We start from the raw sequence: 13,818 nt of genomic DNA on the forward strand, positions 1-13,818 counted from the left end.
ATCAGAAGTTCGGTACTTTTTCTATAAGGTTTTCAGTGTCTGCCAGCTTCATTTTTTTTGCTTTTTTCTCTCCGAGTGCCAAAAAGATCAGCCCACTGAATAGCAACACTACACCCGACACCTGCAATAAGCCCAAACGTTCTCTCAAAATCACCACGCCCAATATTGCCGCGGTAAATGGTTCTGCGAGTGAAAGGGTGGCGGCTGTACCTACGTTGATGCTTTTCAGCCCTCGGGCAAAGAGTCCGTAAGAAACCGCTGTCGCCAGAACACCCAAGTGCAGTGCCACAGCCATTCCACGCGGTTCAGCCAGCCAGCCGAGATATGATGTAAAAAGCAGTGGGGACAATAACAGTGCTGCCAGACAGAACACAACTGCCATGACAGCATCGGGTGCATGTTGATCCAACAGCCCTTTAATGCTTACCGTGTAGGCAGCATAGGAAAGCCCGGCCCCCAATGCCAGCACAATACCTATCGCATTGTTCTGAAGCCCTCCACCACCGGCTGCTAGAAGGATACAGCCGACCACCGACAGAAGTGTAGCTGCCATCCAGCGGAGGCCACCATGTTCTCGTCGGATCAGATACCCCAATATTCCGGCAGCTACTGGGGCGGTACCGATTGCTACCATAGTTCCGGCAGCAACGCCGGTACGAGCTACACCTGCAAAAAAACAAAGTTGATAACCAGCTATGAAAAAAGCAGAGATTAGCGTGCCAAATATCGGCCAACGCTTGCCTCCTTTAAAGCTGCCTCGAAGTATTGCCAGCGTCAACAGAGCCAGCCCCCCGACGACCAGGCGTACTGCCCCAATGGTGGTCGATGCAACTCCTGCAGGCGCTAATCCTTGAGAGGTGCCAGTGGTTCCCCACAACACAGCTGCTGCCAGCACATACCAAACCCCGCCAGGTCCTACATTTTGCAGTGGTAACTTATTTTCGGTCATTGTGACTGTATTCCCTTGATTTCAGTTAAACTAACTTGAAAGTAGGGGCGACCGGCCGGTCGCCCCTACTTGAAAAGAATGGTTGTTTCACCCTCTGCATTCGCCTGGATTAATAACCTGTCCTGCTGCACCAGTACATCGCTGAGCTGTATTGTTCTCACTGTCCCCGTCAGATACAAATTTTCCCCCAACTTATAACGCTCCATCGCTTTGCCGGCCATCTCTCGAACCTGCGTCAGGCGCTGGGTAAGGTCAATATTGAGTTTTTCCTGAATGCTGCTTCTAATGGTGCTATGCAGAAACCAGTCTGCTGATTGCAGCAGCAGATCCCTGGTTTCCATTTCAAAATCCACATCTTCAACTGAAAAAAGGTTGGTCTGGGAGTTGAAAACCGGTCTGCCATGGAGAAAGAAAAGCCCTTCCAGGGATCCGGTTGCTTCTACCTTGATAACAAGCCGATCGCCGTTACCGTACAGTTCGAGATCCTTAAGGATAATGCTTTTCCCGTCACTGCCCAGTTCCCTGTTGAGCAGAAGAGGTAGAGCGATACTGCGCACATCTTTGTAGAACAGCTCGGTGTTAAGGATCACATGAAATGTTCGGTCTGCACCCTGGGCAAGCTTCAGGGCAGGAAGTGGCAGCGGTGTGCCTTCGTGTGGTTCCGGCCCTACTACCAGTTCAGCAAAAGAGGTAAGCCCAAGGTTGATTTTGGCCAGACCCTTCTGAGCGTAAAACGGGTACATCAGTACGTCACGAGGGGTAAGCCGCAACCACGCGCTGTTGGTTTTATCCAGCAGAATCGGCTTGTATGCCGAGTTCCACACCGCTGTTATCTGTGCCTTCAGAGGATATTGCTCGTTAAGTTTTTGACTTACCAGATCTGACAGAATGCGTTGTACCGGTTGGATGATTCCATCCACGACATTGCGTGGTTTTATGGAAACCGGCCCTATCCCCACCCTATCCGCAAGGAGTTCACTGAGTCCCAGGTAAAAAACATCCGCCTTGATCTTCCAGTCAGGGCTGATCCCGGCGTTCATTCTAAACTTAAGCTTATTGGCAATTTTAGGGGATTCGAAGGTACCGAAATGCAGCGAGATGGTGACCGGCAGGGTGACATACAGATAGTTATCTGCTGCACTTACCACTATGGGACCGTTTCTGAGAATCGATGTGGTTAATCCACTGACCGTTGCTGATCCCTGGTAAAGTTCCTTGGGGATGATCCGGTTCAGGTTACTGGCAAGATCATGTTCCGTCACCTCCACGGTGATATTGAAGGTCGATAGATCTTTCTTCAACTCTTTACGAAAAGCTGCCTCTTTGGGGGGCTCCGCTGTAAGGACACCTCCTGCATTGGCGCTTGATACGCAGAAGACCAGCACAGTCAGGGATACCAGTATTGAGGCGCTTACTATGGATTTACGGGTGCACAGAGGCTTCATGTTTTTCCCTGGAATGTTTGCAGTGGTGTCACTATAGCAGGAAAGTGTCTCTAATCCGGAAACTTTATATGTGTTCCAGAACTGCTGACAACAAAAAACCCGCCTTGTCAAACGGGTTCACATGGGCTTTTAGAGCGACCGCGGGTGGTATCGCTGCTTGTGACTGCATGGGGTTAGCTTCCTTTTAAAGGCACTTCTATTCGAAAAGCTGCGCCATCCACTGTATTTTGACCGCTCAAAATGCCGTTCATGTTTTTCTCAATAATCGTTCTGGCAAGGTAAAGACCGATGCCGGTGCCCGTGGATTCTTTGGTGGTGAAATATGAGTCGAATATATGAGCGAGAATGTTATCTGGAATGCCTCCGGCATTATCCGTTATGGTCACGAGCGAAGAAGCCGCTGAAGTAGTGACATCAATCCGGATAATGCGTGGCAATGGTATTTCACGTTCGCAAAAGGTGTCCCGGGCATTCATGATCACATTCAAAATGACCTGCGAATATTCATTGGAGTAGCCGACCACTTCGGCATCGGCGGTAACATTCATCCTGATCTCTATCTCTATATTCTTCATGCTGGCTTCTATTAGCCCAAGGGTTCTGGTTATGACCTGGCTCGGCATGAAGGGAGCGGCCGCCTTCCCCGGACGAAAAAATTTCGTGAACTCGTCCACCGTTTCAGACATGTGGTGAATGAGATCCTTGATCCTGCCTGTTCTGGTCGCAAGGTACTCCTCGGTGAACCCGCCCCCCTGATAGGTAATCAGCAATTCCTGAAAAATCAGAGCCAGCGTGTTGAGAGGTTGCCGCCACTGGTGAGCTATGTTTCCGATCATTTCGCCCATTACTGCCTGCCGGTTCTGTTGCATCAGCATCTTGTCCTTTTCGGCCAGAGCAGCCACATGCAGGCATCTCGACTCAGCTTCCTCTCTTAGCGCCCTTTCAAAATTTTTGATATCCGTCACATCGACGAACGTTCCGATAATACCACCAACCCCTTTTACAGCATCTGGAAAAGCCGCCTTATAGAAAACGACATCGTGCAGGTTTCCATCCTTCAGGGTGAGCTTTGCCTCGTACATCTGTATTTCGCTTTTACTTATCACCTCGTCATCCGTTCGGCGGTGTATTTCTCCCGGTTCCCCTCCGATCACATCGGCAACCGTCTTTCCAATCAACTGTTCTCTGGGCACTCCAAGAGCATTTTCGGTTGCTTTATTGCAACCCAAAAACCTTCCATGAATATCCTTATAAAAAATAGGATTGGGAATAGTATCCATAAGGGTTTGAAGAAATTTGACCTGGGCATGTCGAGCCTCTTCCTCCCTTGAAGTAAGACGAGTGATTAAAATCGCAGGAATGGCCATGACCAATATCAGCACAAGCAGTAGCAGATACAGCTGCGTCTTCAGATGATGAAGCGTAACGATGAGCACACTTTTCTTTACTCCCGCAAACAGGATGCCGATCAATTTCCCATTTTGATCTCTGATGGGTTCGTACACCGTCAGATAAGGCACCCCTAAAATCAAGGCTTCGCCCGTGAACCGCCTGCCTTCCTTGATAACAGTCTGGTAAGGGGGGCCTTGCAGCCTGGTGCCTGTTGCCCTCTTTCCATCACTGGTGCGGATATTGGTCGAAATCCGAACATCATCAAGAAAGATTGTTGCCGCTCCCTCGAATATCTCTTCGATAATATCCGGAATCTCATAATTTCCATTAATGACATAATCACCCGCCATGAGTGTACCGTTCACCTTTCTCAATTCTCCCTTTGCAGCAAGCAGTTCTTTCATTGTTGCCAGCGAACGTTCCAGCTCTCTGGCTGCTTCATTCTGCTGTTCGTCTTGAAACCGTGCAACGGCAACCAGCGAATAGGTAATCAAAACTGCCAGTGCAATAAGGGTGTTGATCAGAATGTATTTTTTTGCCGGTCTCATCATGACCTCTATAATGTTGCAGCATGATCTTTATGAAAAACACCTTGTTCGCTGAGGTAATTAACTGGAATTTCTCCATTAACTATATCAGGGAAGCCGGGATGTTAAACCATCCGGACAACAAGTAAGCGGGATCAAGATCAATAGTTTCGGGGGGGGACAACAGACCGCTGCAAATCAGCATTGCAGGACCAAAACAACTAATGTATGCCGCAATTGAGGTTGAAATCAGCCGCAATCCTGCAGACACAGTCTAGGTTTTAAGACAATTCAGGCACTTGGAAGAGTTCCATTCTTTGGCATGCGTTATGTAAGACTATTTGACAACACACACATCACAGGAGGCCGTTATGAAAAAGGTAATAGTAATAACACTGATCTCAAGCATGCTGGCCAGTACAGCCTATGCCGGCAACGTTCCTGGCGGAATCCTGAATCCGCTGTGGCTTCCGGCCACCATTCTTTCAACACTGGCAGTGACAATTGCCCCGACGCCAGTTGTCTATGAGCAAAGGCCGCATTACGTGCCTCAGACTACCGTAGTCTACCGAGATCCCCGACCGGTGGTTGTCTACGAAAACCGACGGCACAGTCATGATCGTTATTATGAGAGACAATCCTGCGATTACGGTGAGAGGCGTGGATGGTCACACGAGGCACCACGGTATCGCGAGTACCGATAAATCTTATACGAGGGGCGGCTCATGCCGCCCCCTTTCATTTTGACCATCCCACCGACAATCAATCTTTCGCCAACCTTGTCAATGACTATGATCCGGGTTGTGCTGTTACCGCTAAAAGCCTTATAATCAGTTATCAGATGCACCCAAAGGCTTTGACATATCAGGTAGAGGGTTATCAAAATGGAAAACTTTGAATTGATGCTTATCGGATTAATAGTTGGTTCCACCACAGCAACAGTGCTGCTTGTGCTTGTATTGACACCTTGGCTGTACAAAAAAATCGGCAAGCCTGATTAAACTTACAAGACAATGCAAACTCCGCTGATTGCAGCGGAGTTGAAGAAGGCATTACCAGCCTGACCATCTTTTCCCTTACCTGCTTCGAACCTGACCGGATCAAGTTCCCAATCAACCAGACAAACCTTTGCCTTCAAATCTTCTTTCTCCTGCTATTGCCATAATCTCGAATTTGCCCGGCATGCCTGCTACCGTTACTTCTGGCACCCATTTCCAGACGGATGCTGCAGTCTTGCGGAATGTAAAAATTGTCAGATACTTTAGGTAGTACTGCTTTGCAACAAAGGAGAATGCCAATGAAAAAACGATTATTTTTATATTGGACGCTGCTTATTTTAGTCGTGCTGACGGTATCGGGTTGTATCTGTATCTGGCCATTCTGTTACGGTGATGGGGGCCGCAGTGACGATCACTGGGATGGTGGTGGTCATCGTGACGGACATGGAGAACATGGAAGACATGGGGGGCACCGGGATTAGAAAAACCGGCAGAAAATAATTCGATGGGTTAGAGCAAGGCGTTGTTGAAAAACGATAACAATAAGGCCGGCAACTTGTAACAGGTTGCCGGCCTTACTGCTTGAGTATCGATACATGGGATTCAGCTAGACGAAAGCCACTCCAGCGCTACTTATCTGACTTTTCGTTCCGCAAGCCGCTGATCTCCCCTGCAATCTCACGGCTTGCCTGTTCCAGCGTTTTGCTGATGCCTGTTACCAAGGTTTCATAACTACTGTCACTCAGCCGCTCGGAAAAAGTTCGGGTTTGTGGAGCTGGCCCCCTACCCTCCTGCCCCGGCGAGACAATCCATTGCACCTTGAGAAACACCTTATCGCCCGGCAGGGCATCTAGTCTCACCACTTGCATGTTTACTGAGTAATCGACTTTCTTGCTGCCAATTCCCGGATGTACAGAAACTTGATCAGACCCAAGCAGCAGCCCAAGGTTTTCCGCCAGCACAGCAGAAATACCATTGCGCAACGAGCCGGCCCAACGGTTGAATTCGGCTGTTTTAAGAGAGTTGGTACCCGTTTGCGTAACAATCTGCGGGCGGTCCAGATAATCGGGAATTGTGACCGGCATGACTTTGACTGCAACCGGTGCTTTCTGGACGGATGGCAGGGTCTCCTGAGGGGCAAGCGGGGTCAATGTGTAAAATTTGGCAGACGGAGATCGTGTGCAACCGGTAAGCATGATGACAAAGGCAACAGCGACTGAAAAAGTTCGCAAGCAGACGACATCCATATCAACCTCCCGAAAGCAACGCACCTGGGGGATCAGAACAACCAACTCCACTTCTCGCTCTTAAATAATATCCGGGTTAACAGAAGAGTCTAGCTACCTCCCAGAGAGTAAGACCTTGATGCGGAGGTACAGCAGTTACAGAAGTGATCTATCTGTTACGATTAATCAGGCCCTCATATTCCTTCTGAATTTCCGCAGGAGCGATGTCCGCGTAGGTAAGTTGTGTTCCCCAACTTTTAGAGCCTTTTTTTACTTCATGATACAGGGCTGAAGGTGGCTGCCGAGTTTTGAAAGCAATCAGGGAGGCAAGTATGATCTCCTGATTTCCTGCGCCGGCTTTGCGCATCGTTCCCAACTCCGCTTCCCCATACAACCGGAAACGCAACAACAATTCATCAACCACGAGATCAGCAAGGCGGTCATCAGCGGCATTAGCTTTTAATGCTTCAGCAAACTGTTTTCCTATGGCTTTCTCAGGAACTCGCAGTGGAGTTATTACCTGCTGCCATGTTGCTTTGGTCTTTCGCGCCTGTAACAGCGACTCCGGGTCGGTGCCGGTTTTGGACGCCAACCAGTGCGAAACCCAAAGATCAGTTGCAGATACGCCCCTTTGTTTCTTCATAACGATCATCTTTTTATCGATCTTAAAGGCAGCCGCAAAGAAAGAGTTCTGACTGGTAGCTAAAAAGTAAGGATCCGCCATGGTTGGGCGTGCAGGATCATAGGAGCGGTCGGTGAAACAGTGACAAGTGATTGCAGGTATGGCCAGCGCCGGCAGCGGAGCCATAAGAAGCATGATAAATGTGAGTTGCAAAGTGCTGCGGATAATGAGTTTCATAGATATCCTTTAAATTCGCTTTAAAAACTAAATTTTTAACCACGTTCAGATAACTTCCAGGTCGTTATATAACCTCAGCTGACAATGATAATACCATTCCTTGGAACGCGACTATTGACGCAAGTCAAAGAGCGAAGGTTTTATCGTAGGTGGAAAGGTGGACGCGGCAGTTAGCAAGGAGAGAGGTTATGAATGCTTTTTAATGGTCAAAAATGAGGTTTAGGGACAGATCAACTGTTTTTTTCACATAACTCCTTTTCTGACAGCGAAAAAACCATGATGTTCGTTGACCCAGCAAGATATCTATGTTAAAAACCGCAACCCTATTAAATTTTATTTTCTTCAACACAAGGAGCGAACATGACAAAAGGTGAATTCATCGCATCAGTAGCAGAGAAAACCGGGCTTACCAAAGCTGCCGCAGCTGAGGCTGTTGACGCTTTCGTGGCAACTGTCGCAGAAACACTCAAAGCAGGTGGCAAGATTACGTTCCCAGGCTTCGGTACTTTCAGCGTTTCAGAACGTGCTGCCCGTAAAGGCCGCAACCCACAGACCGGTGCTGAGCTTCAGATCGCCGCATCCAAAAGTGGTAAGTTTGCAGCAGGCAAAGATTTGAAAGGCCTCTAAAAACAGGTTTAATCTATTTCGAGAAAGCTGCGCTTAACCGGCGCAGCTTTCTCCAGCATCCCCGCCGGCAGCCCTTCCTCACTAACCTTCCCAACTCAAGATTTAAAGCAGAAAAAAAAACGGACCACCAAAAATGGCAGCCCAACCCTGCACTTATTGCTATATTTCTGCCCCCTGGCGAAAGAAGCGGTGGACCTGAAACAACATCAGGAGCCTGTCAGACTTTTCGCTACGGTTTCCTAAGTCCGACAGCCCTCTAGTCTCCAATACGTATGAGGTGAACCGAAGCTGCCTTGAAAGAAACGTGGACCTGTTTTCCCACTTCAAGGTGCAGTGTGCCGACGGATTGCGGCGTAAGGTATGCCACCAGGGAAAAGCCGCAGTCCAGCCAGATCTTGTTGTAGACCCCCATGGGGATGATCCTTGTAATGGTTGATGGATATACGTTTCGTGCGCTGGTTGCCCCCCCCGGATTGTCGGTGGTGATGGTTACATTTTCGGGTCGGATGCAAAACACAGCCATCTCTCCCGGTGATCCGTTACCTGCAACCTCAATCAGCTGTTTCCCGATCGACAGAGTGAGCATACCAACTGAGGCTGCCTGCACCTCGGCGCTGAGTACATTTTCCATCCCGACAAAGGCTGCGACCAACTCATTGGCGGGACGATGCATCACATCCACCGGGGATCCGCTCTGAACGATCTTTCCACCACTCACTACTGCCATCCTGTTTGACAGGCGCAGCGCCTCCAGCCTGTCATGGGTTGCCACGATTGCCGTGGTCCCTGTTTCACGAAGAATCCCTTCCAGATCCTCGGTAAGAGCCAGACGCGTCGGGGGATCCAGTGCGGAAAACGGCTCATCAAGGAAGATCATTTCAGGCTTTATGGCAAAGGCGCGCGCCAGGCTCACCCGCTGAGCTTCTCCGCCTGACAGCTTGCGTGCGGAGCGCTTTGCAAATGCCACCATGTTAACCAGCTCAAGGGTCTCCATTACCCGCCTGTCAATCTCCCGTCGCGTCATGCGACGAATTTTCAAACCCGCAGCCACATTATCGAATACCGTCGCATCAAACAGCAGCGGTTCCTGGAAGACCATGGCCAACCGGCGACGGTATAACAGCTTGGACCGCTCGGAGACGATCTGCTCTCCCCGATACAGTACATCCCCCGTTATGGGTTGAAGCAGACAGGCAAGGGTTAACAGAAGCGTCGACTTGCCCGAACCGTTCGGCCCGATCAGCGACAGCACTTCCCGTTCACGGAGATAAAATTCAGGAACATCCAACACCTGAACTCCGCCACGCTTTACCGATAGATTTCTTGCTTCCAGGAGCATGGCCGTATCAATCATCGTGGACGCTCCCTCTGCTGGATTCGTGTAAGCAGGTAATTGATCGCAAAACAGAGCAGCAGCAAAATCAGGCTCAGTGCGATTGCCACATCGAAATTGCCGCGGCCGGCTTCCATTACTGTTGCGGTTGTTAAGACCCGCGAATATCCCTTGATGTTGCCCCCCACCATTATGGAAGCTCCCACCTCGGAAATGACCCCGCCAAAGCCGGCCATGACTCCGGCGAGCAGAGGAAGACGTGCCTCCTTGATCAGCATCCAGACCATTTGTCCGCGGCTGGCGCCGAGGGCAAGAATCTGAAGTTTCAGGTTCGCGGGAAGGTTCTGGATTGAGGCGACGGTAATGCCTGTGACGATGGGAGTTGCGATAATGGCCTGGGCAAGGATCATGGCGCCAGGGGTGTAGAGTATCTCCAGGAAGCCGAGCGGTCCGTTACGCCAGAGAAAAATGGTGACAAAAAGGCCAACCACGACCGGCGGCAGACCCATGCCGGTGTTGACGATACTCACCAGCAGGCGCTTGCCGGGGAAATCGGCAAGCGCCAGCATTGTGCCGAAGGAAATGCCCAAAAAGAGACTGATCAGTGTGGCGCACCCTGATACCTTAAGTGAGAGCCAGGTGATGTTCAGCACTTCCGGATCAAGGGTGACGATCAGAGCAATTGCCTTGGCGATGCCTTCAATGATGAGGTCCACTACAGTCCCAGTGTTTCAGGTTTTTTCCCGGCATCAGGGAAGAAGAGAGGGGCACCGAATTTGTCTACTCCGAAGGTGCCGATGATTTTCTGGACTTTCTGCGAGACCATGAAGTCGGCAAATGCTTTGGCCCCTGCAACGTTAACTTTCGACCACTTTACCGGATTCACCTCAATCACGTGATAGACATTGAGCAGCGAGGGGTCGCCTTCCACGAGGATCTCCAGACGCAGCCTTTTTATCAGGGCGAGATACGTCCCGCGGTCGGTCAGGGCGTAGCCCTTCTTCTCGGCAGCTACATTGAGAGTTTCTCCCATGCCGAGTCCTGTCTGCTGGTACCACTTCTGCCCCTCGGCATTGATGCCCGCGGCTTTCCAGAGCTTTTTCTCCTTGGCATGGGTGCCCGAGTTGTCCCCCCGCGACAGGAACAATGAACCGGAGTGAGCAATCTTTTTGACTGCCTCGGCCGATGTCTTCGTACCGCGAAGCTTTGCCGGATCATTTGGGGGTCCGACAATCACGAAATCGTTATGCATGACGAGTCGTCTGTTAACCCCGAACCCTTCCACCATGAATTTCTTCTCGTCATCGGGTGAGTGCACCAGCAGCACGTCCGCCTCGCCTTTCTTTCCCATGGCCATGGCCTGACCGGAACCGACCGCAATGGTCTTGACAAAATAGCCACTCTGTTTCTCGAAAGCCGGGATCAGCACATCAAGCAGGCCCGAATCCTGTGTGCTGGTAGTGGTCGCGAGAATCAGCGCCTTAGGCGCTGCCGCCGCCAGGGAAGCGGCACCGACGATGAATGTAAGCACCACAACAACAGCACACCACATCTTTTTAAATCGGTTCATTGTGTTCTCCTTCGTTCACAATAATAGTTTCTATTTTACCTGGCTGGCCCGCCACTCTCTGGTGCAGGAATATCTCCTGCACCAGTTGAATTCCTGCCACACCTGCAGATCAGAACAAAATTTGAGCCTGGAATCTGACCTGGTTGTCGTCAGTCGGGTTTGCACCTTTGGTGGATGCAATTCCAGACTGTTTATGGACGTTGGTATAATCAGCCTGAAGTTTGAGGTTGTGGTTATTGATATACCATGATGCCGCCACTGCGTTCTCTGTCCAATGATCGTTCAGCACGTCGCGGTTAGGATCAAGATATGAAAAACGATAGGCAAGTTCAACTTTCTTCGGGATCACGAAATAACCAGCCTGAGCATAGAAACCTTCTGCACGCAGTTTGTGCCGGGATTGCTGTCCATCTGCCTCGCCGGAGAAATATTCACCAGTTACAGATAGCCCGCGCCACTTGAAGGCCGTATCAATGCCAAAGGTATTAAAATCAAGGGACTCACCGGCACTAAATTTCTGGGAAGCGGTCATGAGAGGACTACCAATCCCGTACCATCCGGTGCTCTTGGCAAAGCCGAGATTATTGCTCTCTCCAATAAAAATTGTATCCCTGAAATAGTTAGCACCTACTGACAACAAGGGTTTATCGCTGTATTCCACATCGGACTCGGAGTATTTCATTTCACCGAAAGGGTTTACGGTAATCCGGGCAGCAAGGGCATTATCGTTGGTTGTACGGTAGGTATTCTGACCGACTCCACCAAAGCCGGCGATGTTGTAGTTGAAAATACCACCAGCAATCTTGCCATGCACCATCAATCCCGTATCATAAGTCGGTACAAATGCATTTGTAACAATCGACTGGTCTACAAACTGTTGTGCCGTGGAAGCAGTAATGAACTGCCTGCCGAACTGGACCTTATCCTGGCCGAAACGAAACTGAAGTTCGTCGAATAACCGGTAGTTTATCCAGGTTTCTTCCAGAAGCCCGCCATTGTTGGTAGTTCCTCCGGCGATATTGGCGAAATTCAGGGACATCTTGTAGGTCAGATTCTTGGAATACGCATAACCATTAAATAGCAGCTTTATGCGCCGCAGCTCAAATTTACTGAAATCCTGCGCCTGCTTAGCAGCAGTGTCATTGACATTGTCAAGGTCCATCAAAGTATAACGGAGCTGATAAGAAGCCCCGATTGAGCTGCTGAACTTGCCATCAGAAGAGGTGAAGTTGAAACCTTCGCCCAGCTTATATTTGCTTGGGCTGTTTTTTTGAACCTCCTTGTAATCCTCTTCCGTAATCACCCCTTTTTCCTTCAAAACTTCCTCAAGTGTCTTTGCCCCGGCACTCTGGGAAACACATACAGCGGCCAGCGCTGCGACTGCCAACATCCCTCTTTTCACGACTTCCTCCTTGGGTATTAAATGCGGGTTTCCCCGTGCTGCACATTTCATGAACATCAATTCAGGCAAATCCTGAGTGCGCTGAAACAAAAAAAAGGACCCTTCGGTTAGAAGAGTCCCCTACGTGCGAATAATAGTATTCGTCGATTCGAGATTCTCCTGTTCAAAAGGAAGGCGCAGCCGTTTCCAGCGACACCCATAGGCCGGGCACCATGAGGGGATTTCCCTTTTAGGCGCGGCGGCTCGGAGAGTTATTGCAAAATTGTAAGCGGTTCAGTTGGCTAGTGCATGCAATCCCATTGAAATAAAAAAAAAGGGACTCTCCGGTTGGAAGAGTCCCGCACGCACGAATAGCTATTCGTTAGATTCGAGATTCTCCTGTTCAAAAGGAAGGCACAGCCGTTTCCCGCGGCACCCATAGGCCGTACACCATGAGGGGTTTCCCTGGTAGGTGCAGCGGCTCGGAGAGTTGGTTATTTTTTTTGTTTTTTGTCGGTTTGGCTTCTGCCATGCCCAAACTGCAGGTAGGCTCTACTACAGCATTACGTACAATCAGTCAAGGTATACATAATTTGATTATGATTTTTTCATCTTTCCCACTCAGGTGACACTACTTGTACGTGCATTATGAGATCACACGGAAGGCAATTTTATATCCTCCCCAACATCTCCGCAATCTTCCCCGCCACCTCTCCGGTCAGGACAGGACAAATGCCTTTATGTGTCTGGCGAATGGTCTTGCAGCAGGTCACTCCATACTTTTCCTTGAACCAGGTATGCAGCTCTTTGGTCAGGTGAGCAGTGACTTTTTTGTCCTGAAGCACCAGACCCAACGCAACAGTGCCCCCTGATACCGCTCCGCAAATACATCCGGCTCCGGAGCCCCCCCCAAAACCTGCAACCGTGCCAATCAGCGCCTCAGGTGTCTCGGGGGAGAAATGCTTTCTTATTACTTCCAGCACCGCTTCGGCACAATGATACTTTCCGGAGCGATACAACACCTCAGCTTCCAGTTGGCACACCTCGGCAAGCTCCATTCCTTCCAGTGACGGTTTTACTTTTTTAGACCAGAACATCTACTCCTCCTGCTTAATCACTGCATATCTCTTCGTAGTTTTACAGTTTTACCTCTTTGGCCTTCGCGGTTCAAGCTTAAGCATTTTCACGGTTGCAATCCATGATCTGCAAAGCAGACTGGAAGTGATGCAGGCACCTGAAATCACCCTCCGTAAGTTTGACAGTCCGGAGTGCGGTGCTAGACTTGTCAGCATTACAGCACCTCAATTAAAGCCTCGCCAACGACCTCATATGTATTCCGGAGGAAAGCAGGAAAACTATGACATTGGTGCCTAAGAGTCTGCTGAAAATCACAGGTTGTTCAAAAATAGTTAGATCGTCGCAACCGGAGAAGGCCCCGCGGAGCAACCGTGTTCTCTGTCAAGTGAAAGCATAAAAACTATCGTTCCAGCGGCGGTTGTCCCTGATCATGG

Annotated in this window: 13 protein-coding genes and 2 riboswitches; of the genes, 2 read left to right on the top strand and 11 right to left on the bottom strand. The window is 49.8% G+C overall.

Features of this window, described 5'->3' with window-relative positions; all coding sequences use genetic code 11:
- Position 1 precedes the first annotated feature (1 nt).
- The 3 genes from KJB30_RS13740 to KJB30_RS13750 form a co-directional block, all read right to left on the bottom strand.
- A complete protein-coding gene (locus KJB30_RS13740; RefSeq protein ID WP_214300260.1) occupies positions 2-949 on the bottom strand; it encodes a DMT family transporter in 948 nt (315 codons plus the stop codon).
- A 65-nt stretch (positions 950-1,014) separates the two neighbouring features.
- Positions 1,015-2,394, bottom strand: a complete 1,380-nt coding sequence (locus KJB30_RS13745) for a DUF4403 family protein (protein WP_214300269.1) — start codon at positions 2,392-2,394, stop codon at positions 1,015-1,017.
- A gap of 173 nt (positions 2,395-2,567) precedes the next feature.
- A complete protein-coding gene (locus KJB30_RS13750; protein WP_214300271.1) occupies positions 2,568-4,334 on the bottom strand; it encodes a cache domain-containing protein in 1,767 nt (588 codons plus the stop codon).
- 350 nt (positions 4,335-4,684) lie between these two features.
- Between KJB30_RS13750 and KJB30_RS13755 the strand changes: the two genes are divergently transcribed.
- Positions 4,685-5,017, top strand: a complete 333-nt coding sequence (locus tag KJB30_RS13755; RefSeq protein WP_214300273.1) for a hypothetical protein — start codon at positions 4,685-4,687, stop codon at positions 5,015-5,017.
- Positions 5,018-5,316: 299 nt separating this feature from the next.
- Here the strand turns inward: KJB30_RS13755 and KJB30_RS18255 are convergent, their stop codons facing one another.
- The 3 genes from KJB30_RS18255 to KJB30_RS13765 all read right to left on the bottom strand — a co-directional run bounded on the left by KJB30_RS18255 (position 5,317) and on the right by KJB30_RS13765 (position 7,396).
- Positions 5,317-5,451, bottom strand: coding sequence for a hypothetical protein (locus KJB30_RS18255; RefSeq protein ID WP_281415650.1), 135 nt, complete (start codon positions 5,449-5,451; stop codon positions 5,317-5,319).
- A gap of 489 nt (positions 5,452-5,940) precedes the next feature.
- Positions 5,941-6,558: a PqiC family protein gene (locus KJB30_RS13760; protein ID WP_214300275.1), complete on the bottom strand. Its 618-nt coding sequence runs from the start codon at positions 6,556-6,558 to the stop codon at positions 5,941-5,943.
- A gap of 148 nt (positions 6,559-6,706) precedes the next feature.
- On the bottom strand, positions 6,707-7,396 hold the full coding sequence (locus KJB30_RS13765) for a hypothetical protein (RefSeq protein ID WP_214300277.1): 690 nt from the start codon (positions 7,394-7,396) through the stop codon (positions 6,707-6,709).
- A 360-nt stretch (positions 7,397-7,756) separates the two neighbouring features.
- On the opposite strand from KJB30_RS13765, the gene KJB30_RS13770 reads away from it, so the two are divergent.
- Positions 7,757-8,023, top strand: coding sequence for an HU family DNA-binding protein (locus KJB30_RS13770; protein WP_214300279.1), 267 nt, complete (start codon positions 7,757-7,759; stop codon positions 8,021-8,023).
- A gap of 256 nt (positions 8,024-8,279) precedes the next feature.
- On the opposite strand, the gene KJB30_RS13775 is transcribed toward KJB30_RS13770, so the two are convergent.
- The 5 genes from KJB30_RS13775 to KJB30_RS13795 all read right to left on the bottom strand — a co-directional run bounded on the left by KJB30_RS13775 (position 8,280) and on the right by KJB30_RS13795 (position 13,404).
- Entirely contained in the window at positions 8,280-9,377 is a 1,098-nt protein-coding gene (locus tag KJB30_RS13775) for an ABC transporter ATP-binding protein (protein WP_214300280.1), read from the bottom strand.
- The gene (locus KJB30_RS13780) at positions 9,374-10,072 is read right to left on the bottom strand and encodes an ABC transporter permease (RefSeq protein WP_214300284.1); all 699 of its coding nucleotides are present in this window, start codon (positions 10,070-10,072) and stop codon (positions 9,374-9,376) included. Before KJB30_RS13780 ends, KJB30_RS13775 begins: the two co-directional genes overlap by 4 nt.
- Positions 10,072-10,926, bottom strand: a complete 855-nt coding sequence (locus KJB30_RS13785) for an ABC transporter substrate-binding protein (protein WP_214300285.1) — start codon at positions 10,924-10,926, stop codon at positions 10,072-10,074. Before KJB30_RS13785 ends, KJB30_RS13780 begins: the two co-directional genes overlap by 1 nt.
- Before the next feature lie 109 nt (positions 10,927-11,035).
- Positions 11,036-12,328, bottom strand: coding sequence for a porin (locus KJB30_RS13790; RefSeq protein WP_214300286.1), 1,293 nt, complete (start codon positions 12,326-12,328; stop codon positions 11,036-11,038).
- A 142-nt stretch (positions 12,329-12,470) separates the two neighbouring features.
- Positions 12,471-12,589, bottom strand: a riboswitch (molybdenum cofactor riboswitch).
- Between the two features lie 98 nt (positions 12,590-12,687).
- Positions 12,688-12,807: riboswitch (molybdenum cofactor riboswitch) on the bottom strand.
- A gap of 171 nt (positions 12,808-12,978) precedes the next feature.
- Positions 12,979-13,404: a C-GCAxxG-C-C family protein gene (locus KJB30_RS13795; protein ID WP_214300288.1), complete on the bottom strand. Its 426-nt coding sequence runs from the start codon at positions 13,402-13,404 to the stop codon at positions 12,979-12,981.
- Between the last annotated feature and the right edge of the window lie 414 nt (positions 13,405-13,818).

The organism is Pelotalea chapellei (assembly GCF_018531195.1).
GTDB classification, from domain to species: domain Bacteria; phylum Desulfobacterota; class Desulfuromonadia; order Geobacterales; family Pseudopelobacteraceae; genus Pelotalea; species Pelotalea chapellei.

Bases quoted from the DNA above. Each gene is read 5' to 3' on its own strand.
- KJB30_RS13760 (WP_214300275.1), bottom strand. From the start codon at position 6,558: ATGGATGTCGTCTGCTTGCGAACTTTTTCAGTCGCTGTTGCCTTTGTC.
- KJB30_RS13765 (WP_214300277.1), bottom strand. From the start codon at position 7,396: ATGAAACTCATTATCCGCAGCACTTTGCAACTCACATTTATCATGCTT.
- KJB30_RS13755 (WP_214300273.1), top strand. From the start codon at position 4,685: ATGAAAAAGGTAATAGTAATAACACTGATCTCAAGCATGCTGGCCAGT.
- KJB30_RS13740 (WP_214300260.1), bottom strand. From the start codon at position 949: ATGACCGAAAATAAGTTACCACTGCAAAATGTAGGACCTGGCGGGGTT.
- KJB30_RS13745 (WP_214300269.1), bottom strand. From the start codon at position 2,394: ATGAAGCCTCTGTGCACCCGTAAATCCATAGTAAGCGCCTCAATACTG.
- KJB30_RS13785 (WP_214300285.1), bottom strand. From the start codon at position 10,926: ATGAACCGATTTAAAAAGATGTGGTGTGCTGTTGTTGTGGTGCTTACA.
- KJB30_RS13795 (WP_214300288.1), bottom strand. From the start codon at position 13,404: ATGTTCTGGTCTAAAAAAGTAAAACCGTCACTGGAAGGAATGGAGCTT.
- KJB30_RS13750 (WP_214300271.1), bottom strand. From the start codon at position 4,334: ATGAGACCGGCAAAAAAATACATTCTGATCAACACCCTTATTGCACTG.
- KJB30_RS13770 (WP_214300279.1), top strand. From the start codon at position 7,757: ATGACAAAAGGTGAATTCATCGCATCAGTAGCAGAGAAAACCGGGCTT.
- KJB30_RS13775 (WP_214300280.1), bottom strand. From the start codon at position 9,377: ATGATTGATACGGCCATGCTCCTGGAAGCAAGAAATCTATCGGTAAAG.